General features: G+C 43.8%; 20 protein-coding genes and 1 riboswitch. Of the genes, 1 reads left to right on the top strand and 19 read right to left on the bottom strand.

Translation table 11 applies throughout. The features are described 5' to 3' along the window. Window position 1 precedes the first annotated feature (1 nt). From ASG93_RS20570 to liaF, 9 genes are all read right to left on the bottom strand, one after another. Window positions 2-523, bottom strand: a complete 522-nt coding sequence (locus ASG93_RS20570; RefSeq protein WP_321166696.1) for a DUF2062 domain-containing protein — start codon at window positions 521-523, stop codon at window positions 2-4. Window positions 524-583: 60 nt separating this feature from the next. Beyond that, window positions 584-1,540 (bottom strand): 4-hydroxy-3-methylbut-2-enyl diphosphate reductase, encoded by a 957-nt coding sequence (locus tag ASG93_RS20575; protein ID WP_056834724.1) that lies wholly within the window; start codon window positions 1,538-1,540, stop codon window positions 584-586. A 46-nt stretch (window positions 1,541-1,586) separates the two neighbouring features. Then, a complete protein-coding gene (locus ASG93_RS20580; RefSeq protein ID WP_056834726.1) occupies window positions 1,587-3,059 on the bottom strand; it encodes a sensor histidine kinase in 1,473 nt (490 codons plus the stop codon). 1 nt (window position 3,060) lies between these two features. Further along, window positions 3,061-3,750 (bottom strand): response regulator transcription factor, encoded by a 690-nt coding sequence (locus tag ASG93_RS20585; protein ID WP_056834728.1) that lies wholly within the window; start codon window positions 3,748-3,750, stop codon window positions 3,061-3,063. Window positions 3,751-3,895: 145 nt separating this feature from the next. Continuing rightward, on the bottom strand, window positions 3,896-5,500 hold the full coding sequence (locus ASG93_RS20590; protein ID WP_056834729.1) for a S1C family serine protease: 1,605 nt from the start codon (window positions 5,498-5,500) through the stop codon (window positions 3,896-3,898). 144 nt (window positions 5,501-5,644) lie between these two features. Continuing rightward, on the bottom strand, window positions 5,645-6,058 hold the full coding sequence (locus ASG93_RS20595) for a YugN family protein (protein ID WP_056834731.1): 414 nt from the start codon (window positions 6,056-6,058) through the stop codon (window positions 5,645-5,647). Window positions 6,059-6,145: 87 nt separating this feature from the next. Further along, the gene (locus ASG93_RS20600) at window positions 6,146-6,796 is read right to left on the bottom strand and encodes a response regulator transcription factor (protein ID WP_056834733.1); all 651 of its coding nucleotides are present in this window, start codon (window positions 6,794-6,796) and stop codon (window positions 6,146-6,148) included. Continuing rightward, window positions 6,786-7,853, bottom strand: coding sequence for a HAMP domain-containing sensor histidine kinase (locus ASG93_RS20605; RefSeq protein ID WP_056834734.1), 1,068 nt, complete (start codon window positions 7,851-7,853; stop codon window positions 6,786-6,788). The genes ASG93_RS20600 and ASG93_RS20605 overlap by 11 nt, the downstream gene beginning before the upstream one ends. Before the next feature lie 9 nt (window positions 7,854-7,862). Then, window positions 7,863-8,978 (bottom strand): cell wall-active antibiotics response protein LiaF, encoded by a 1,116-nt coding sequence (gene liaF, locus ASG93_RS20610; RefSeq protein ID WP_056834736.1) that lies wholly within the window; start codon window positions 8,976-8,978, stop codon window positions 7,863-7,865. 269 nt (window positions 8,979-9,247) lie between these two features. Between liaF and ASG93_RS20615 the strand changes: the two genes are divergently transcribed. Beyond that, complete coding sequence (locus ASG93_RS20615) at window positions 9,248-10,537, top strand: ammonium transporter (RefSeq protein WP_056834739.1); 1,290 nt, start codon at window positions 9,248-9,250, stop codon at window positions 10,535-10,537. A 438-nt stretch (window positions 10,538-10,975) separates the two neighbouring features. Here ASG93_RS20615 and ASG93_RS20620 read toward each other — a convergent pair whose 3' ends face one another. From ASG93_RS20620 to metA, 10 genes are all read right to left on the bottom strand, one after another. After that, the gene (locus ASG93_RS20620; RefSeq protein WP_056835144.1) at window positions 10,976-11,353 is read right to left on the bottom strand and encodes a hypothetical protein; all 378 of its coding nucleotides are present in this window, start codon (window positions 11,351-11,353) and stop codon (window positions 10,976-10,978) included. Window positions 11,354-11,431: 78 nt separating this feature from the next. Beyond that, window positions 11,432-12,955, bottom strand: a complete 1,524-nt coding sequence (locus tag ASG93_RS20625) for a methyl-accepting chemotaxis protein (protein WP_056834741.1) — start codon at window positions 12,953-12,955, stop codon at window positions 11,432-11,434. Between the two features lie 147 nt (window positions 12,956-13,102). Then, window positions 13,103-13,231: a hypothetical protein gene (locus ASG93_RS36825; RefSeq protein WP_268796036.1), complete on the bottom strand. Its 129-nt coding sequence runs from the start codon at window positions 13,229-13,231 to the stop codon at window positions 13,103-13,105. Between the two features lie 85 nt (window positions 13,232-13,316). Continuing rightward, on the bottom strand, window positions 13,317-13,970 hold the full coding sequence (locus tag ASG93_RS20630; RefSeq protein WP_056834743.1) for a 3D domain-containing protein: 654 nt from the start codon (window positions 13,968-13,970) through the stop codon (window positions 13,317-13,319). A gap of 188 nt (window positions 13,971-14,158) precedes the next feature. Then, window positions 14,159-16,093, bottom strand: coding sequence for a threonine--tRNA ligase (gene thrS / locus ASG93_RS20635; protein ID WP_056834746.1), 1,935 nt, complete (start codon window positions 16,091-16,093; stop codon window positions 14,159-14,161). A 377-nt stretch (window positions 16,094-16,470) separates the two neighbouring features. Next, entirely contained in the window at window positions 16,471-17,412 is a 942-nt protein-coding gene (locus ASG93_RS20640) for a putative sporulation protein YtxC (protein WP_056834748.1), read from the bottom strand. 520 nt (window positions 17,413-17,932) lie between these two features. Then, window positions 17,933-19,069, bottom strand: coding sequence for a cyclic dehypoxanthinyl futalosine synthase (gene mqnC, locus ASG93_RS20645; protein WP_056834750.1), 1,137 nt, complete (start codon window positions 19,067-19,069; stop codon window positions 17,933-17,935). 136 nt (window positions 19,070-19,205) lie between these two features. After that, window positions 19,206-20,378: a trans-sulfuration enzyme family protein gene (locus ASG93_RS20650; protein WP_056834752.1), complete on the bottom strand. Its 1,173-nt coding sequence runs from the start codon at window positions 20,376-20,378 to the stop codon at window positions 19,206-19,208. Then, a complete protein-coding gene (locus ASG93_RS20655; RefSeq protein ID WP_056835146.1) occupies window positions 20,378-21,544 on the bottom strand; it encodes an aminotransferase class I/II-fold pyridoxal phosphate-dependent enzyme in 1,167 nt (388 codons plus the stop codon). Before ASG93_RS20655 ends, ASG93_RS20650 begins: the two co-directional genes overlap by 1 nt. Window positions 21,545-21,581: 37 nt before the next feature. After that, window positions 21,582-22,526: a homoserine O-acetyltransferase MetA gene (gene metA / locus ASG93_RS20660; protein ID WP_056834754.1), complete on the bottom strand. Its 945-nt coding sequence runs from the start codon at window positions 22,524-22,526 to the stop codon at window positions 21,582-21,584. A gap of 112 nt (window positions 22,527-22,638) precedes the next feature. Next, window positions 22,639-22,767, bottom strand: a riboswitch (SAM riboswitch). Between the last annotated feature and the right edge of the window lie 183 nt (window positions 22,768-22,950).

A 22,950-nucleotide genomic window follows, 5' to 3' on the forward strand; every position in this document is an offset into this window, starting at 1 on the left:
GCTATTCATTTGTATTCGAAGGTGCAAGTTGATCTTTACGGATTCTGCGTTTTTCTTTGCGACGATTCGCATGGTATTTAAGTAAGAGCATAATTGGGAAGTAAGCAATAATTCCGAGTACCAACCCAACCACCATACCGCCTACAATCAAATCCAAACCACTTCTAATAATGTTAGAAAGCATGTGGGGTAAATGATGGATCAGATAAATCTTAAAATGCTTCGGTACCAACCAATCCCCCACTTGCTTATTGAGAATCGAGAATGGAATATAAATCACTTTTCCAAACACAAAACCAATTAACGCCCCAGGTAAATTAGCTCTTAATAAATAGACCAACGGAAAGATAAGAGCGAATGCAAAACCGGCTGTAGGCAGTGTAAACATCTCTACAAACAATCCAATTGAAAAGCCGCGTGCTACCTTGGAAGGACCGCCTTTGGCACGTAAGAGAAGTAAATATTTATATCTAAACCATCGCTTCGTGCTTTTCCAATCGTAGCGAGCTTTCACTTTCATCATTTTCACCTTCTGAGTGCTTTGCATGCTGGTCTCAATCCCGCCCTGTTGAATAAATAAGGATCACTCACTACTAGCCACTTTGGATTTAACAGCCGGAATGAGCTTCTTCATATTAATAGTACGTGTAATTCCCCAACTGGTTTCATCTTTCGTATCATAGCCTTCCAAGTAGGAAATAACCTCTTTGGTTATAGGTGTCGGAGTTGAAGCACCAGATGTAACACCGACCTTGCGTACAAAGGTTAACCACGTGCGATCCAGTTCGGTGATATCAGAAATTCTATACGCTCTTACGCCAGCAATTTCCTCTGAAACTTGCGCTAAGCGGTTCGAATTATTACTTTTTGGATCTCCAACAACGATAACCAGATCGACTTCCTTCGCTTGTTCAGCTACCGCTTCTTGTCTAACCTGCGTGGCTAAACAGATCTCATTATGGATCTCAGCTTTCGGGAATAGTTCCAGTAATCGATTCATAATATGCTTAATGTCCCATTGGCTCATTGTTGTTTGATTCGTAATAATAATACGCTCGGCTTTGATGTCTAGCTGGTCTGCTTCTTCAAGCCTCTCGATGAGGTGTACCTTATCAGGAGCTACACCTATTGCGCCTTCAGGCTCAGGATGGGCTTTCTTCCCGATATAGATAACTTCATAGCCGTCGGCTACTTTTTCGCGAATTAAATCGTGTGTCTTCGTCACATCCGGGCAGGTTGCATCCACAACAGTTAAGCCCTTGTCCCGGGCTCTGCGTCTTACCTCTGGAGAAACCCCGTGAGCAGTGAAAATAACCGTCCCTGTTTCGATTTGCTCTAATATTTCAAGCCGGTTCTCACCATCTAATGTGATGACCCCTTCTTCTTTGAAGAAATCAGTAACATGCGCATTATGAACAATCATGCCTAATATATAAATAGGTCTCGGAAGATTTAAGTTTTTAGCAGTTTGCATAGCAAGTGCCATAGCGTCTACAACGCCATAACAATAGCCTCTGGGTGATATTCGGACTACTTCCATTTCTTCCACCTGCCTAAGAAACATTATTTTCTTTCATTATAGCTGATTACACAGAGAGAGGAAAGTTTGCTGGAAGCCAAATCATAAAGGTACTTCCCTCGTCTTTGCGCGTTGTCACTTCAATTGACCCACCGTGTTCATCAATAATCCATTTGGCGATCGATAAACCAAGTCCAGTCCCTGACGTCACTCCCCTGGATAAATCTGCGCGATAAAATCGGTCGAAAATATGAGGAATATCCTCTTTATCCATGCCTATTCCCGTATCGGCAATCCGAATACCAATAAAACTATCCGTTCGCGATGCCTCGAATCTTACAGTTCCAACAGGGGTATACTTGAATGCATTCTCGATGAAAATAAACAACAATTGCTGCAAGTAATCCCGGTTCCCTTGCACAACCGCATGTTCTAATGCATCTAGATCACCCACTTGCCAATCAGCGGTATGCTCGAGCAATTGAGCGCGCCTTACCACTTCTTGAACGAGCGGCATGATCTCAACTGGCTTCTTCTCCATAAGAACGCCGGCATCTGCTCTCGCCAGAGCCAGAAGATCATTGACTAGTCTGCTCATTCGCTGTGCTTCACCTGCAATATCATGCATGGCCTCGAGTGACATCTGCATTTGATCAGGCGTAGCAAGTTCTGTACTTCCTGAAGTTTGCTTCCACATCTTTTCTAACAAGTCGACATTTCCTCGAATCGTTGTAAGCGGTGTTCTCAGCTCATGAGAAGCATCCGATACGAACCTGCGTTGGGCTCGGTACGCTTCATCTAATTCCAGATAGGTGATCTCAATACGAGAGAGCATCCCATTGATCGTCTCCGTCAAGCGCCCAATCTCATCAAGTGGACCGTCATAGTGGATACGCTTCTCCAGATCATCGCTGCTTCCTATTTGATTTGCGGCGTCAATGACGCGTTCGATCGGCTTGAGCGCTTTGCGTGCCAAGAACCAGCCTAGCGAAGCTGCCACAATAATCGTGAGTAATGCCCAAATCATCAGGGTATACCGAAGGGTAACGGACGTTTTTTCATAACTGCCTATCGGTACAGCCGCTTGAAGAACCCCGATGAGTTGGGGCTGGCCATCTGACTGACCGTATAACCCTAGATTATATATGAGTATATCCTGCCCGAGTACCTTCGTCTTTTCAAAAAAGCCATTCTGTTGTTGTAATTTATCAATCGTTGTTTTGGCTAAAGGCAAGGTAACATCTTGTAAATTAGCCGATCGACTAAAGCTTTTGAGTGTCAAATTATATAATTGCAGAAACGTATTCGTAGAGTAGATATCTCTGCTTTCCAGCTCCAAATCAACGACGAGCCCCTTTTGCGAAAGGGCAAAGCTCTTCTGAATACGCAACGAGGTGTTCTGCGCTTCCCTTTTCACATCTTCGCGTATCTGATCGTATAGGAAATAATTCAAGAAAAAATAAAGAACAATGCCGAAGAGCAGCATAGTTAGAGCCAATATCCCTGAATACCAAAGCGTTAGCCGCAAGCGAAGAGACATATTAAGAATCCCCTCTCAATACGTAACCTGCCCCCCGAACCGTTTGAATCAATCGTTTATGGCCAAATTCTTCGGTCTTTTGGCGCAGCAGCGCGATATAAACCTCCAGAACATTGGATTCACCGCTATAATCGTAGCCCCATATTTTTTCCATTATAATATCCCGTGACAGGACACGCTTCGGATTCTGCATGAACAAGTGAAGTAAATCAAACTCCTTGGTTGTTAATTCAATCAGTTGCTCACCGCGAAAAACCTCACGTGTATCCAAATCCAAAATGGTATCCTCATAATGGAGTCTATTCGTCTGCTGCTCAGGACGCTCCGTTCTCCTTCTAAGAAGTACACGCACTCTAGCCAGCAGCTCTTCAAGCGCAAACGGCTTGACCAAATAATCGTCAGCCCCGAGATCCAAGCCTTTCACGCGATCACTGATTTCATCTTTCGCTGTAAGCATAAGAATCGGTACCTCGCTGCCGCTTTCACGTACTCGACGAACGACCTCCCAGCCATCAATATGCGGCATCATCACGTCTAAGATCAGCAGATGTGGTTCTGATGTAAGCATTTGCTTGAGGCCATCCGCACCGTTGGTCGCTGTGACGACCGAATATCCTTCAAAAGCCAAGCCTCGTCTCAGCATAGACGTAATTTTCTCATCATCATCAATAACCATTATGTTTTCTCTCATCGACCCAAACCACCCTTCCTTCAACCATTGTAACAAATTAAGCTATCTAAGCAAAAAGAAGCAGAGCCTGCAAGCTTTGCGGCCGCGGGACTCCACTTCCTTTTATTCCGAACTAACCTTTAATTATCTCTCTATTTTATCTTTATTATTGGGCAGGCGTCTCGGCTAACGCGTTTTTATCCCCAACAGTAATCGGTACTTCCATACGCTTGCCGTCTCGAATAAGTCCCAGAGTTACCTTGTCGCCAACTTTCGCTGCCTGAACTTTGGTAATCAATTCCTGCGAATTTTTCACCTTGGTTCCGTTAATATCCACAATGACGTCGTATTGACGCAGACCCGCTTGGAAAGCAGGGCTTTTACGTTGAACGCTGCCAACTAATGCCCCATCGGTGTTCGAAAGCTTCAATTCACTTACCCAGTCTTTACCAATATCTTGTAGACCTACACCTAAGTAAGGAACCGGTTCTTTAGGAATTTGAACATTATTTTTAAGATTTTCAAGAACGGAAGAAATTGTGCTAGTCGGAATAGCGAAACCAATTCCTTGCGCTTGAGAACTAACGGCCGTATTAATACCAATAACTTCACCATTCAAGTTCAGTAAAGGTCCGCCGGAGTTACCAGGGTTAATGGATGCGTCCGTTTGCAGTAAGTGCTTATACTCGCGAGTTCCTTTCGCATCTGGAATGCTGATAGGACGCTCCTTCGCACTAAGCACACCTACTGTAACCGTGTGGTCGAAGCCGTATGGATTACCGATAGCAACAACCCAATCCCCAACATTCACATCCTCAGCTTTACCAAGCGGGAGGATTGGAAACTCTTTATCGCCCTCGATTTTGAGTACAGCCAAATCCAAATCGTAGCTGTTACCTAACAATTTAGCTTTGAATGGCTTATCATAACCTTCTACCGTAACTTGAATTTCATCAGCGCCGTCGACAACGTGCTCATTGGTTAAAATATATCCGGTTTTTTCGAAAATAAACCCTGTTCCCATACCTGCTGGCTGCAGTTCGCCGCTGCCTGAGTTATTCTGATTACTCTTAGGCGTTGTATTGCCGCCGCCATTATCCCCAAAGAATTGACGGAAGAACGGATCATCGAAGAGGGAATTGCCGCCACGGCTTGTTTGCTTCTGTTTCACGAGAGATTCAACCTTAACGATGGCAGGCCCAGCGTTCTGTGCAATTGCCGAAATGTTACCCGGGCGAACAACATCTAGCCCAACATTCTTCACTTCGCCTCCGTTACTGCTCCCGCTCTTCGTCGCAGCTGCTGTGGAGCTGCCCGAAGCTAGAGGCTGATTGCCAGTAAACAAATTCATTTTATCAGCGCTGAACATAAGTGCACCTACGACCAAGGCGCCTGCCATGAAGGCCGCGAAAATGCTTTTCACAGATGAACGCTTTCTCGCGTTCGGATCCCAAGGACCCGAGCCTTGCGGAGCGCTTGCTTCCGGTCCAAAACTGAAAGGACGCAAATTCTTAGGAGGAGTAACTTCAACACTGGATGTTCCTTCAGTACCCGACGCAGAAGTTGTTAGCGAGTGTCCTTCGTTTTCTTCGTTAAAAGCCGATTTGTATGGGCCATACGAATAATAGTAGGATGGTCTTGCTTTGTTAGGATCTTGTGGATCCCGCGGATCTTGATGATTAGAATCATTTCGATTAACGCCGTCGTTGTTACTGCTATTGTCGTTCTGCGGCTTAAAGAAGTCGCTATAGTCTTTTTTGTTATCTTCCATTGTTCTTACCTCCATTGGGATTAATAAAGTTATAAGTGCATGCTTCTTGAAGGGTTATGTCTTGTTCTCTGTAGTTCTATCATGCACCCACAACCTTAAACGAATATTAAAAAACAATAAAATGGAGGTAAAAAAAGGGCTAACTCACTGTATCCAAGCTTCTTCCACTTTATGAAGCAGCCCAGCTGCTTCTTTCACCCATTTATCTTCGATTTTGGCGTCAGGATCAAGCGGAGTTTGGAATTGATCGATCAATGCGCCATAGGTTTCAGCTTCGGCCCCCTGATCAAGTCCTTTATTATAAACATGCTTCAGTACGAAAGGGGTTCCCACTTCGACGATCGCATCCGTTGATTCGGCGTCGCCATCAATCCTTCCAGTCAAAACTTGAAAAGGAATACGCAGCCAAACAAGATGTTCTTCATCTAAATAGTGATCAAAATAGCCATGATCGTAATCCCAATTGCCGCCCAGAGCAAAATCAAATTCATGCAGGTGCTCACGGACACTGTCGAAAGATTCTTTGACCTGCTCCAATGATGATGATAATTTTTTCATGCAGACACTCCTTAAGCGCTCAAATTATTTTACTTACGCATAGAATGTGTCAAAATCTAGTTTTTATGTGTGGTACGTTCCTGTTTGTTAAACCAAGCCTTTGCGGTGCGCGAAGATAGCAAGCTGCGTCCGATCCTCTAATTCACACTTCATTAGAAGATTGCTGACGTGTGTTTTAACCGTTTTGATACTAATAAAAAGCTCTTCTGAAATGTCTTTATTACTTTTTCCCTCTGCAATCAAAAGCAATACTTCTTTCTCTCGCGAAGTCAATCCTTCTTCCTCAGGTATACTATTACGCTGCCTAATCCCTCTTGTAAGCGCAAGGGACACTTCTGAGTTCATAACCGGCATACCGCGGTAAGCGCTCAGAATCGCATGAATCAATTGATCGGATGAAACCGTCTTCAGCATATAACTGATGGCACCCGATTCGACTGCTTCGAGAACCTTCGCTTCCTCCAAGAAGCTGGTCAGCATAATTACCTTAATCTGTGGAAATTTACTGCAAATCAATTTGGTGGCGCCTATACCATCCAGAACAGGCATGGTTAGATCCATCAAAATGACATCAGGCAAATGATGAGAGAGCTCCTGATTTAACTTATCGAACGCATCCTGGCCATTGCTTGCTTCCCCTACAACTTCCAATCCGGGTTCCAACGAGATGTAGGTTCGAAGCCCAACCCGAACCATATCGTGATCATCTACGATCATCACTTTAATGTTACCGCTCATTTGTTTCTCCCTCTCTATCCTTTATTAGCAAGCTCGACTGTCCCGTAAACCGCGGAATGCGTACTCTAACTCGTGTCCCTGATCCTAACTTGCTGTCTATCTCCACTTCGCCGCCAAGCTTCTGCGCTCGCTCTCTCATTGTCGATAAACCATGTGAAGCCGACGGGATGTCTCTACGTTCAAAGCCTTGACCGTCATCCTGCAGCTGAAGCACATACTGGTGCTCTCTTTCATATATAGCTAGGCGAACATGTTTGGCAGAAGCATGCTTGACTACGTTTGCAAGACCTTCTTGTATAATGAGGAAAAATTGATGTTCAATCGCTTCAGATATCGATTTATGCAGTGAAACATCAAGCTTGCCCTGCAGCTCATGGTTTCGGCAATATTCCGGAAACCATTTCTCCAAGGCTTCTTGTAAGCTCATATCCCCCAGTTCAATGGGTCTTAATTGCGAAATGAGTCCGCGCATCTGCTTCTGGGCATGGTGAGACATTTGAATAAGCTGATTCATAACGCCCGGTGCCGCATCCGGGTTTCTCTCCAGAATTTTGGGTAAAGAGGATGCTGACATATGAATGGCGAACAGCTCTTGACTAACCGTATCATGCAGATCCCGCGCCAGTCGGCGTCTTTCCTCAAGCACAGCATTTTCCGTGAGCTCCTGATCACGAATCGCCTCGGCCTCGCCCAATTTTTGCAGCAGCTGAATACGCTCTTCAACAGCAGAGGCCATGCTATTAAAAGCATCATACAAATACAAGAATGGTTCTACGGGTTCCATCTCAATCCGACTGGAGAAATTCCCCTTGGACAATTCGAGCATGGCTACATGCAGCTCATCAACTTTGCGCTGCCATCTTTTAGTAGCAACATAACCCACCGTTAGACAGACCAAGAGAATGGCTATAACAAACCACATTCGGAACTGCCATGAGACAAGTTCATCCTTATAATATTCAAGCACTATATAGATGCTAGATACCGTGAGCAAACTCGAGATGAGAAAGTAATTCAGCAGCTGCCACTTCATATTGAACATTCGCAATTTGTACATGCTCCATCCTTAACCTATCTTTTTAATTGTGATGTCACCTATAAACATGCTCGTGGTTACAATTATTTTCCGCTCAGCCTCTTCATATTGCGAGGTCTGAGTTCTCACACTGCGCAGAAACCCGCTCTCACGCCGATCAAGCACTTTCATATCTCCGATAAAAGAACTTGCCATTACGCGAACTTCAACATCAATATCATTAGGAATGAATATTTTCACATCACCAATAAATGCTGAAACATGAATCGTTGTTTCTCCTAAGGGTATGGCCGCACGAGTAAGATCTATGACGGAATCACCAATGAAATGTGAGATTTGAATCGGCTTCAGTTCCCAAGCTTCTTGTCCCAAATGCACATCTCCGATAAAGCCATGCCGATGAAGTACATCACCAGAGTCGAAGTTACGTACGAAATCATCGTACTTATGCCCATGATGGTTAAAAGCATGCGTTTGCGGTTGCCCAGGCGGCTGAGGTGCCTTACTTAGATCTGGTACCCCCGATGCTTCAGGCACTTCCCACATATGTTTATCATGAAACTCGCCATGAATATCCTTGAGTACAGCTTTTTCCTCGTCACTGAGTTCATGCTTTACTTCATTAAAAGTAGATTTACTATTATGCTCCTTATCATTTGTAGGCGATGGCGCTCTATCACTCCACTTGGGTTGATCCCAAGGATTTCTATATTTCTCATGCTGCAATCTTCTAGCTTCGCGTCTTGCCTGTCTGACTTGATCTTTCGCTTCTTTAATAGAAGGCCAATCCGGTGACTCTTTCTTACTAGGTTTAAAAATCACACTCAATCCAAATAAAATTAAGGCAACAGGTCCCAATATCTGAAACATCTCTCCCAACGATCGATCGGTCAGCTTTAAATTCTTCAGGAGAAAGATCGTCCCAATACAGCAAACGAGTAAACTCCAAATTGAGCCTCCCCAATGATACTTACGCTGCCAAATAAAACCAACGAGACCATAGAATATAAGAATGACAGGCCAATAAGTGGAAAACATATAAGCAAGATCAATATCAATAATCCCTAATTGGTTTAGTAAAAAAAGGACGCCTGCCGTTACGAGGACAAGTCCCCAAATTATTCTTTGAAACATATGCGGATTCATACTTTCTTCCTCCATTTGTGTACAGCGTTGTTAAGCTACGTCTAGTTTATAAGATACAGCCATGAATGAAAAGAGACGAGAGATTGAAGGTTTCCTCGGTCTAGAGACTGAGTTTTCAAAGAATCACATAAATAACTGACATCAATATTTAAAAAAACGAACAATAACTATCAGATGTTATGTATTCTTACGCATTTCGTTGACATGTTTATCATCAGAACCGTATAATTGGTGCAAACAATTCCTCAAACATAAGGAGAGATCAGATTATGGATGCAATCCAACAGCTTTCTAGCGGCCTAGATACCATATGGGTGGTTCTGACAGCTGCCATGATTTTATTGATGGAAGGCGGCTTTGCTTTATTGGAGGCAGGCTTCGTCAGACAAAAAAATGCAGTAAGTATCATTATGAAAGTGTTTGTTGATATCTCTTTTGGAGCACTTATTTTTTACTTATTCGGTTTCGCCCTTATGTACGGGAAAGATGTTTCCGGACTTTTTGGAACTACCGGCTTCTTCATGGGAGGAGATTTAACACATATTGTTTTAAATATCTCACATGAGACTTATTGGTTATTCCAATGCGCCTTTGTTATCGCTGTTATCTCAATCGTATCTGGGGCTGTAGCTGAGCGCGTCAATTTCCGTGCTTACATTCTGTACACCATTGCAATGACTGGTTTAATTTATCCCATTGCTGGTCACTGGGTATGGGCCGTTAATGGATGGCTCGGTAAATTAGGTATGGTTGATTTCGCAGGTTCAGCTGTCATTCACGCACTTGGCGGCTTCTCCGCTCTTGCCGCAGCGATGATCATTGGTCCGCGGATTGGCAAATTTTCTGCTGACGGCACGGCTAACATTGTACCGCCGTCTAATTTGCCACTTGCCTCAGTAGGCGCATTTATCCTTTGGTTCGGTTGGTTTGGCTTTAACTCAGGAAGCACACTCAGTGCCACCAATACTTCGATCGGCCACATCGCCGTAACAACCATGCTGGCAGCAGCAGCAGGCAGCGCAACGTGCATCCTATTCACCATGATGCGTTACCGCAAAGCCGATCCTCCCATGGTTATCAACGGCGCTCTTGCAGGGCTCGTTGGCATTACGGCAGGCTGTGCTTTCGTTAGTGATGCAGCAGCCATTTTGATCGGTGCCATATGCGGGATCGCCATGGTTTACGCAACAGAAATGCTAGAAGCTAGACGGATTGATGATCCAGTCGGCGCCTTTCCTGTTCATGGTGTCAGCGGCAGCATCGGGACTCTCGCAGTAGGATTATTTGCACAGCCTGACGCTATTCGGGAAGGCACTGCTGGTTTATTTTATGGCGGGGGCTTCAGCCTTCTTGGTGTTCAAGCATTAGGTCTTGTTATCATTTGTATATGGGGATTCGTTATTACATGGGGTTGTATGAAGCTAATTCAACTGATCGTTCCACTGCGAGTTAGTAGAGATGAGGAATTAGTCGGATTAGACGTCGGTATACACGGTGTTCCTGCTTACAGCCAAGAGGATGGATTTCTGGACTTAGAACAACTAAAGAAAGGTCAGTGAGAAAACCTGAGGTTGTGCCTTTTGTCTTTCGTATAGTACTAAATGCCAAAAATAACTGCGAAAGTGCATGTATTTTTGCTAAAATCGTTTCAGAAGCGGAAATTCCTGCTAATATGCAGGAATTTTTAGTTTTTCCCTCCTGATATTAAAAAAAGAACGAAAAAGCCTGCACGATTACAGGGATTTACGAGATATGAGCTATTTAAAGAAAAAAGCATGCACATTTGCAGGTTTACCAAACCCACAGTCACGCCTTCTCGTTTAAGTTCGCTCCTGATCAAAACATTTTTTCTTTCTTATACGAGAAAAAGACCTCTCAGCTGCCGACTACGGCGTGTGAGGGCTGGGTTGAGGGCTGATAAGGCCTAGCTAGGCCTTTCAATTACTTTCTTAATACAAACAAAAAAAACCTTCCATTGGAAGGTTTTCTTGTTTGTATTAAGAAAGAAGCTCTTCAATCTCATCCGGTACTGAGATTACATCGCCTGGTTTGGATTCATTCATAATTTGTCTCGCATGGGCAATTTCAGCTCGAAGCTTCCTAACTTGCTCCATGGGTTTCTTCACATAGTGGATATACTCGACAGCAAGATGATGGTCAGGTTTCTTACCAGAAAACATGCGGCGAAATGATGACATCGTCTGATAAGCGCGCTCTTCTTTCATTCTTTTGATTTCGTAACGCTCCACTACCTGCTCAATATCCAAGACCTGCTGTTCCTTGCGGACAATGTAAGCTTCCAAGAAAGGAAATACCTCTGCAGCTTTCCTTGGTGTTCTTTGAGGTTTTCCATCCAATCGCAAAGCATTCAGCATGATCACTCACCTATCTCCCCGTGTCAAGATTTATAACAGTAATCTTATTTTACACCAAAATAAGCGATTTGAGAACCTTTATTTCAATATTAAATCAATTCCTACAACACCAACAAGGATTCCCATGTCATCTATTATCGCTTTTGACATGGTGATACATGGTTTTTTGGTAATAGCTGACACGTATTCCGGAGAAACGAAGAGTTCTCCCGCCATCGCACGCTTCCACCACTCTCTGCCCTTTGCATTAACAAGACCTGCCTCAGGCATCGAATAGATGAAGGTTCCATCCGCGCGGTTAGACCAGATTGCTTCGATTCCAACCGTATTCTGCAAAACAGTGCTTAAATGCGAAGCATGCTTAACATCTAGCAATGAAGTTATGTCAGGTATTAGAACAAGTGAGCTAAGAACTTGCTTCATCTCTTGGATATTTCCACGAACCGTACCTTCTTTATTTTGCATACCTACTGCTTGTATCGCATGTATCAGTTCCTTAGAAGAACGATCCAGATTTTGATTGATATGCTGCAGCATCGATACTTCATGGCGCTGCTTTTTCATTTGATCCAAGGTATTCTCCACACTAGACATCGTCTCATTCATCAAATCAACAACTTGGCCTAATGATGTTCTTGTACCTGAGACAAGTGAAGACTGATGCTGGGTAGAGCTTGTTGTACTCGATACAAGATTATTGACATTCAGAATCAATGCGAAGATCGTATCGATCTTGTCTTTTATGATTTTCATCTCAGCGATCCCATGAGCGACTGATGCCTTCTCCTCAGCAACTGCTGTCACTACTTGTGAAACACCGCTCTCGATGGATGCTAATAGCTCAGAAGATTTCGTAACCGCTTCATGACTTTGTGTAGCCAGCTTCTTAATTTCCTGAGCAACCACAGAAAAGCCTCGTCCATGCTCACCCGCTCTGGCCGCTTCAATGGATGCATTAAGCGCGAGCAGCGAGGTTTGAGAAACCACTTCAGCAATAAATGTATTGATTTCCTCAATCTTTGATGTGTGTCCTGTCAAATCCTGAATCTTCTTCTGCATGGTATCATTATTCATATGTAGATCATTCATGACTTCATCCGTGGCATTCAGCGACCGGCATACATCGACCACCGTATCTTTGGTTTGCTCACTCTCTTGATGCATATGTAAGGATGAATCTAGAATTTGGTCTGCTGCAGCTGCTACTTGCTGGATCGCAGCGAATGCTTCCTGCAGCTGTCCAACCGCTTGATTACTTCGACTCTTCAGATCCTCTTCTCCTTGGATCGAAGCATCGGCTATGTACAGCAGTTGTCCGATCGAACGATTGACTTCCTCAACAGCAGCTGCTAATCTGTCCGCGACAACCTGAGATTCTTGTATAAACGTTCGGAATTGCTCTTGTTGCCCCTTATTATCTTGGCTATTTGATGCCCTTGAGGATCTGGAACTAAGCCAAGTCATACTACCTATAAACAAAAAAACAGCCAAACCTGCAGCCGTAAACCATCGAGAGGAAGTAAATAACGCGAGTACACTTACCGTAATACCAATAAGAATAAGAGCATACAACCAAGCTTTGAGTTTCATCTCTGCGCGCATAAGCAATTGGAACTCCTCCCAAAAGGAACCTAAATGTTAGTTTTTGTTACATTATATCGAAAATAAAAGATATTGAAAAGAAATAAAAAAACAGAGACCTTTTCAGGTCTCTGCTCTTCTATCGCTTTTTAGCTTATTGATATTTCATTATTTATTTTGGTTTTGAGTATTCGTTTGCTGCTGTTTGTTTGCTACCGATGTTTCCGCAGCAAATTCTACGTCTTGAGATACATTCGAGCTCAAATTTTTATTCTTGTTATTCTTGTTCTTAGCCATGTTCAATCACCTCCTGTAAGATTAGGTTTTCCCAAACAGGAGAATTTATGATGGAAATGTCCGCTTATTGAAAAGCTGTTTTTCGTTATAGCGCTTTGGTAGGTGTGATAATCTCATCTTTTAGTTGATTCCAGATGAGCTCGGTCACTTTCCCTTGTCCTTCTTTGACGATAAATACTTTAACTGTCTTCTTGCCCCATTCTTTGTAAACCTGATCCTTTGTGTCGAAGTACAGATCAATTTTCTTACCTTTAATAGCGCTGCCTGTATCTGCAACAACGCCATAACCATAACCGGGAATGAACAAGACAGTTCCAAGCGGGAAAACGCTCGTGTCTGCTGCGATCGTCGATAAGGATTTATCATCCCGCTTTACTTTAATACCTGAATACGTGATCCCATACTCAGGATGATCCGGATTCTTCCCTGTTGATTCCTTACCTGCAAAATAACCGGTGGCTGTCACTTCGACTGCCTTGAGCTTGGACAAATCTGAGTCTAACTTCGGAACGTAACGATAGTTGATTTGTTGCAGGTTTTCTTGTGTAACCGGCTGAGAAACAGGCGCCGTTTTGGCCGGAATAACACTTTGCTGATGATCTTGTATATGGGTGACGGTGTTTGCCGTCGTGTAGCTTTGGTTGCTTTTGCCCGCCGTCTCTTGTCCGAAAAGTGCCATCAGAACAACGATGATCGACGCACTAAACCATTTAGACTGAGTCAAAAAATTGGTTAACATGATTATTTTTAAATACCTCCCCTACTATTGCAGGTTGTCCAATACCTATCACCTTTAAACCTCCGGATGCAGACTCACTGTTTAAGGTGTCCTAATTACGTCCCCTTATACATACCCAATTAACTGAATTTGAAAACAAAAAAAGCAGAGAAGAATATCTTCTCTGCTTCATTTATAGGTTATGAGTCTTATAGCTTCTTGCTTATTTCCTCGTTAATCATGCCAATTACTTGTTCAATCGGATGGGTACCTAAATCCCCTTGACCACGTTTTCGAATAGATAAGCTTTCACTTTTCACTTCGTTTTCACCGACGACTAGCATATAAGGAATCTTCTCCAGCTGCGCTTCTCTAATCTTATAACCCAGCTTCTCATTGCGATTATCTGCCTCAACTCGAATACCGGCTTCGCGTAGACGCTCAGTCACGTGATTCGAGAATTCTTCGAATGCCGGCGATACCGGAATAACCTTGGCTTGGATAGGCATTAACCACGTTGGCAGCGCACCAGCGAAATTCTCAAGCAAGAAGGCTGTCATACGCTCCATAGTACTGATAATCCCTCTGTGAATAACGACTGGGCGATGTTTCTGACCATCTTCACCTGTGTATTCAAGCTGGAAGCGTTCTGGGAGCAAGAAATCAATTTGTGCTGTTGACAGTGTTTCTTCTTTCTTGAGTGCTGTTTTGATTTGAACGTCAAGTTTAGGACCATAGAAGGCAGCTTCACCTTCAGCCTCGTAGAAATCAAGTCCTAGCTCTTCAACAACCTCACGCAGCATGCGTTGGGAAGTTTCCCACATTTGATCATCTTGGAAATACTTTTCTGTATCCTTAGGATCCCGATAGGAAAGACGGAAACGGTAGTCTGTAATTCCGAAATCCGCATAAACCTGACGAATCAAGTTCACAACGCGGGAAAACTCTTCTTTAATTTGATCCAAACGACAGAAAATATGAGCGTCATTCAGTGTCATGGCACGAACACGGTGTAGACCTGTTAAAGCTCCGGACATTTCATAACGATGCATAGTGCCAAGCTCAGCAATTCGAATCGGCAGATCGCGGTAGCTGCGCATATCGCTTTTATAAACCATCATGTGATGTGGACAGTTCATTGGACGCAGGACAAGCTCTTCGTTGTCCATCACCATCTTCGGGAACATATCCTCGCTGTAATGATCCCAGTGACCGGATGTTTTGTACAACTCAACATTAGCGAGAACTGGCGTGTAAACGTGTTGGTAACCCAGACGCTCTTCTAGATCGACAATATAACGTTCCATTGTACGTCTTAATTTAGCCCCATTTGGCAGCCAAAGCGGTAAACCTTGCCCAACCTCGCGTGAAAAAGCAAACATTTTAAGCTCTCTGCCCAGCTTACGGTGATCACGTTTCTTAGCCTCTTCCAAAAGATGCAAATGCTCATCCAACTGCGCTTTCTTAGGGAAAGCAGTGCCGTAAATCCGCTGCAGCATTTTGTTCTTTGCATCCCCGCGCCAGTAAGCACCCGCAACGCTCAATAATTTGAACGCTTTGATTCGGCCAGTTGATGGTAGATGCGGTCCGCGGCATAAATCAAAGAATTCACCTTGGTCATAGATGGTAAGTACCGAATCCTCCGGCAGATCACGAATCAATTCCAGCTTAAACGGATCTTCCATTTCAGTGAAAATGCGAATTGCTTCCTCACGGGAAACAACGCGGCGAGTAATCGCCAGATTCTCACCGGAAATACGCTCCATTTCCTTCTCAATTTTCACCAAATCTTCAGGATTAAGCGGTGTTTCCAAATCGATATCGTAGTAAAATCCGTCTTCAATGACAGGCCCAATCCCTAATTTAACCGCTTTTTCACCATAAATACGTTTAATCGCCTGAGCCATCAAATGAGCTGTGCTGTGACGATACATTTCTAATCCCGCTTCACTATCGAGTGTTAGAATTTCTACGTCTGCATCATTTTCCAGAGAGAACGACAAATCAACGGATTTCCCGTTAACTTTGCCGCCAATCGCATTTTTCTTCAGTCCGGATGAAATGGATTCCGCCACTTGTTCAATGGTCGTTCCAACTGCGTACTCTCTAACCGCGCCATCTGGTAATTTCACTTGAACAACCATCTTTGTTCCTCCTTAGAGCTTATCCGTAGGATAGCCATCTTTGTACTCTCATTTTTGAACGCAAAAAAGCACACTGCATCCCAAAAGGGACGAGTGCGCTCAGCTCGTGGTTCCACCCTAGTTCGATTCGCAACATGCCCCTAGGGGTAAGGCGAATCCTCATCAGCATTCGGTAACGGGAATGATTCCGGTATTGTATACTAACGATCCTGCAAGTCAGGCCGAATTCCACAATACGGCTACAAAGGGGTAAACTTTTCTGAATAGCTGAAGGAGATTGCAGCCTAGTCTCCTCTCTCTGAGCAGTTCTTGCAGAAAGTTCATGTCTTTGATATTAACGCCTTCGTTCACTATTATAATTGCCTCTTCGCTCAAGGTCAAGGGGACAGTTGATCTTGTTTCTTAGCTTCACCCAAGAAGATGTCACAAGTTCGGCAATAGGAGCAGACCGTTGTTCGATCTTCAAATATTTGTCTAATCGTCTTGATGATCGTTAATTCGGGATCTCGCGTATGGATGTAAATATTTGCCGGAGATACCGTAATGAGTGTGCTGACAATCATGTCCTCGAAATTAATATCTTTTTCAAGTACTTCCAATTTAAAGGTTGTATCGAATTCATTCGCGTCTATGAGTTCAAGCTGATCATTCAGGATGACAAACTCATGCCCGCCTTTATGTATAAGATGAGCAACAGGGATCTTAGCTTCCTGAATATAAACAAAGTATTGCAATAGTGAAATAAATTCCTGATACTGGCGATCCATCATAAACTCATCAATAGCATACTCAGCTATCTCTCGCAGCTCCTCGGTATAATCCTGTAAGCGAAATTTGAGAAAACCATCCAAGCTTAGCCGAGGGGCTTCCTCCAGAGACTGCACGAGCTGCTCTGTTAACATCTGTTTACGTCGATTTCTTGCTGAGCTGCCATTCAAAATAGGCAATTCCTCAATTACCGTCTCCGCACACATGGATTGCTTGCAGTACCCTTCTATTGCTTCCAAATCGTCTATGGCTTCATATTTAAATTCTTTAACAATCAAATCACGCAACATAAGCAGCTCTTTCTCTGCGATGATATGATCAGCCAATAAGCTAGCTAGTCCTTCCCTTATTTCCTTATGAATGGAAGATATTTCTCTTTCCTTCATCTTCACTTCTATTCGAATGTAAGCATGTGTTTCATGCAAATCAAATGGGGCAGTTACTCCACTTTCAGCGATATGTAAAAGCTGCAGCCCACGTTCTATCTGACCGCTTAGCGAACGTACATAGGCCTCATCGGCATTCATTACAACAATTGCAAACAGTTCCATAGACTAACTCCTTTCATCAAATACGTCCTCCTCCTAAGAGTATATGGTCGATAGGAATCAGATATACAACGAACAATTTGCCATTTCCATTCATCATTTTTTTGTCAAATATTTAGTGGATATATGCCAATCCCGCAGATATTCACTTATCCATTCTTACCGCACCATTCAAGGGAAGCGAAATACAGCTTCTATTTGTAAAGAAAAAGCCTCCAAGTTGGAGGCTTTTTTGTAGGGCTGCTATCCTAAGTACGATTCAAAAATACTTTTTACAAGCAAGAATGGAAGAGCGCCAATTGAGACAAAAGCATAAAAAAATCCTTGAAGAAAATTTTTGAATAGTTTCACAAGAATCACTTCCTATCATTTTTGTCTAAATTGTGAACTGATTCGATTATACTCCTTTTTTCAAAAGCAAACATGAAAATAACATTAATCTTTTCATAACTTGTCCAAGTAAATTCATCTGCATTTAAAACAAAAAGAGAGCAGCCGTAGCTGCTCTCTAAATCACATTCGTTTAGTTTTGCATCACGAAATCTTTGTCGATTGTGACAGACTCGTCATCAAACACACGCAAAGTTTGGTATTTCGTATTCCGCTGAGCTGGAATTTTCCCTGCTTCGCGAATGATTCGCAGTGTGGAGTTAACATTGACCTTGTGCGTTGTACCCGCCGCGGAGACTACGTTCTCCTCAATCATCGTACTTCCAAAGTCGTTACAGCCATAGCTTAGCGTTTGCTTGCCTACTTCAGGTCCCATCGTCACCCACGAAGATTGGAAGTTAGGGATGTTATCCAGCATAATTCGGCTAATCGCCAGCGTCTTCAAATACTCTTCAGGCGTGACTTTCTCTGCCTTCATGTTCGTATTATCCGGTTGGAATGTCCACGGAATAAAAGCTAGGAAGCCTGGTGTATTAAGCTTCTGGAACAGAACATCATCTTGCGCATCACGAATACGCAGCATATGAAGCGCGCGCTCTTCCATGGTTTCGCCAAAACCGATAACCATAGTACCTGTTGTATGCATACCAATTTTGTGAGCGGTTTGCATAACGTCCATCCAATCGCGCCATGAACCTTTTAGCTTACTAATTTTGCGTCTAGTGCGATCATCCAGAATTTCTGCGCCGCCACCTGGCAAAGAATCGAGTCCAGCTTCGTGTAATTGACGAACAACTTCCTCTAGAGATAAACCGTCCGAAACATCTTTCATTTTCATAATTTCAGCTGGCGAGAAAGAATGCATTGTAATGTCAAAACGTTTCTTAATCTCTTTAAGAATATTCGTGTAATAGCTGAATGGAAGATTCGGATTCGTGCCGCCCTGCATGAGGATTTCGGTCCCATCTACATCCAGAGTCTCTTGAATCTTCTGGAAAATGGTCTCATCCGGCAATACGTAACCTTCTGATGAACCCGGTGGACGGTAAAACGCGCAAAATCTGCAATAAACGTCACAAATATTCGTATAGTTAATATTCCGCCCAATGACGAATGTCGTAATTGGATCAGGATGCCATTTCTTCATTATCTGATTGGCAGTGTCGCCAATCTTCTCTACTTGATCGGATTCGAAAAGGGTAATACATTCTTCTATATCAATTCGTCCGCCTGACTGTGCTTTATATAAAATGCGATCAATCGGTTTCATAGCTACTCACTCCTTTACTTTCTGAAGGCTTGTATCCACTCATCGTATCATATTCATGCCAAAAAAGCAGCAATATGCTGCTTTTACCAAGGCGTATTCCATTTCAAATATGACTAATTTTTGAAATCATGGAGGCCTATCCGCGAAGGGCTTGTTCCAAATCTTCAATAATGTCTTCGATATCTTCAAGCCCAACCGAATATCGCACGAGACCATCCGTAATGCCGCGCTGCAAGCGTACTTCCTTCGGCATCGAGGCATGTGACATCATAGCCGGATAGGACAAGATGCTCTCCACTGCGCCCAAGCTTACCGCAACGAGTGGAATACGTACTTTGCTTAATAGCTTTTTCGCTTTTTCGCCGGAACCCACATCGAACGAAACAACCGCTCCATAGCCTAGAGACTGCTTTTCATGAACGTCTCTACGGGGATGATTCGGAAGTCCCGGGTAGTAAACAACATCAATATCAGGCTGCTCTGAAAGCCACTGTGCCAGTCTACGGGCACTAGTTTCGGACATTTCCATACGAGCCCGCAAGGTTTTCATACCACGGATCAACAGCCAAGAATCTTGAATGCCTAGTACATTTCCCATGCCATTCTGGATTTGTTTCATCCTGCGGCCTAAACTGTCGTTAGCGACTACAGCCAGCCCGGCAAGAACGTCACTGTGACCACCAAGGAACTTCGTTGCGCTATGCAGCACAATATCGATACCCAGCTCGATTGGACGCTGATGGTAAGGTGTCATGAACGTATTATCCAGCATCGTAAGCAAATCGTGCTCTTTAGCAAAAGCCGCTACTTCGGCGATGTCTGTAATTCGGAGTGTCGGATTCGAAGGTGTCTCAATAAATACGGCTCTTGTGTTAGATCGCAGTGCCGCACGTACTTGGCCTATATCAGTCATATCAACGAATGTCGACTCAACGCCCATACGATTCATAATCGTTGTCAGCAGGCGATAAGTACCTCCATAAACATCTTCGGTACAAATAACATGATCACCCTGCGATAACAGCATGAAAGCTGATGAAATAGCCGCCATACCTGAGGCAAAAGCAAATCCGCGCGTACCGCCTTCGAGTAATGCAATATAGTCTTCCAGGGCTTGTCGCGTTGGATTGCCAGACCGCGTATAGTCATATTCGGGCGAGACCTCTAAGTCGGATTGATGAAAAGTTGAAGCTTGATACAGAGGCACACTGGATGCCCCTGTCACTTCATCGATCTCTCCACCGAAATGGATAAGCTTCGTTGCGAATTTGCCATGCGGCTTACGTTTATCATCTTGTGGATTGGTCATTATAGCGAATCTCCTTCCAATTCGGCTTGCGCCTTGCTGAGGGCATTCGATAGATCCGCGATCAGATCATCAATATGCTCGATGCCAACAGAGAAGCGTAAAAGACGGTCATCTACCCCAATTTGCTGACGAATTTCCAGTGGAATATCCGCATGGGTTTGCACAGCCGGATAGGTCATAAGTGATTCGACACCGCCTAAGCTTTCCGCGAAAGCAATGAGCTCTATGTGACGAAGAATCGGTTCAATCAGTCTCGCATCCGTTACTTTAAAAGAGAAAATGCCCGTGTTTCCACTCGACTGCTTATTTTGAATTGCATAACCAGGGTGTGTTTCAAGTGCTGGGTAGTAAACTTCACCGATCAGCGGGTGTTCCAATAAGAACTTCGCGATGGCCGTTGCATTCTGCTCATGTCGCTCCATGCGAAGCGCAAGCGTCTTCATTCCCCTCATAAGGAGCCAGCTGTCTTGCGGTCCAAGCACAGCACCAATGGAGTTGTGCAGGAAAGCCATCTGCTCCGAGAGTTCTTTGCCCTTGGTCACGATGAGACCAGCGAGCACGTCATTATGACCGCCGAGGTACTTGGTCGCGCTATGAATGACGATATCCGCACCAAGCTCAATAGGACGTTGAAGATATGGCGTTAACAAGGTGTTATCGACAATCGATACGATGCCTTTCTTACGAGCCCACGTACAAACAAGCTCAATGTCTGTAATCATCATCAGCGGATTCGTCGGTGTCTCAATGACAAGCCCTTTGGTATTTGGCTGGTAAGCCGCTTCCAATCCGTCTAAATCATTCGTGTCCACATACGTAGCGGTCACACCAAAACGCGACATGATTTTCTCAAGCAGACGGTACGTACCGCCATATAAATCCAAGGAAACAATCAGATGATCACCTTGGCTGAAATAAGCAAAAACGGTTTGCAGCGCAGCCATTCCAGAGGAACAAGCAAAGCCCGCATCTCCAGACTCCAGCTGAGCGATAGCATCCTCGAGCACCTTGCGTGTCGGGCTTTTGGTACGTGCATAGTCGAATCCTGTACTTTGCCCAAGCTTCGGATGACGGAACGCAGTAGCTTGGTAGACTGGGAAGCTGATAGCTCCAGTAACGGGTTCTTGAATAGAGCCAATTTGCGCGAGACGACTTTCGATTTTCAACAAAGGGGATTCCTCCTCAAGGGTATATGGGTTCGAATTACAATTGTGAGCTTGCCAAGCTTTCGTTGATGTTTGCGTTCAGTTCAAATGGCGTTTCTTGATAGACATAGTAATTCAACCAGTTAGAGAACAGAAGATTCGCATGCGCTCTCCAAGTATTATAAGGCTGTCTGCTCGGATCATTATTCGGATAATAATTTTTAGGAATATCGATTGAAAGCCCTCTACTTACATCTCTATCGTACTCCCATTTCAATGAACAAGCATCATATTCCGAATGTCCCGTTACGAAAATATGCTTTCCATCTCGCGTTGCCGCGATATAAACACCGGACTCCTCAGATTCCGATAAAATCTCCAAATCCGGACATTGTTCAATGTCTTCACGACGAATATCCGTATGACGCGATTGCGGTACATGAAAGACTTCATCAAAGCCGCGCAGCAGCTTCGTATTCGGTACCTGAACGGTATGAGGAAATACACCGAACATCTTGTTATCGAGCGCAAACTTTCGCACACCGAAATGATGGTACAAGCCCGCTTGAGCTGCCCAGCAAATATGCAAGGTAGAAGTGACGTTGTCCTTACTCCAATTCAGGATTTGTGTCAATTCCTCCCAGTAATTCACATCCTCAAACTCCATCTGTTCCACAGGAGCTCCTGTGATAATCATCCCATCCAGCTTTTCATCTTTAATATCGTCAAATGTTTTATAAAACATTTCCAAATGCTCGGCGGAAGTGTTCTTAGAGGTATGAGTTTTAGGATGCAGAAGCACGAATTCTACCTGCAATGGCGTATTCCCGATTAAGCGCAGCAGCTGCGTTTCCGTTGTTTCTTTCGTTGGCATCAAATTCAATAAAGCAATTCGAAGTGGACGTATATCCTGGTGATACGCGACGGATTCGTCCATGGTGAAGATGTTCTCTTGGTTTAAAATTTCTTTGGCAGGCAGGTTGTCAGGAATCTTGATCGGCATCCTGTTCACTCCTCTTCATAAGTTTTATACGTTGTGTTTGGGGTGATAAATGCAAAAATGACCTTCTCTGGAATCAGAGAAAGGCCATGGAAAATCAAAGTCAATGTCCTTTCTCTTATCTCCCAGATTCGCTTTAAACAGCGTTTCCGCAAGAATTAGCACCGTGCTCCCCTTTGCTTGCAAAGGTTTGTCGGTTGCCGGGTGTCATAGGGCTAGTCCCTCCACCTACTCTTGATAAGAAAATGTAACGTATGCGATTAAAATTATCATACTATAAATTCAACCAAAGTCAAGGCGTGAACACTCGTCATTAGAAATTATAGCAAAGAAATTGCAGCGGATTGTCTCCTTATGATAAAATTGATACAAAGTGTATCAAGAAAAGATGTTTAAACTGCCTCAAAAACGGGTTATATGATAGTGA

Origin of the sequence: Paenibacillus sp. Soil787, from assembly GCF_001429545.1 — a bacterium.
GTDB lineage: Bacteria > Bacillota > Bacilli > Paenibacillales > NBRC-103111 > Paenibacillus_E.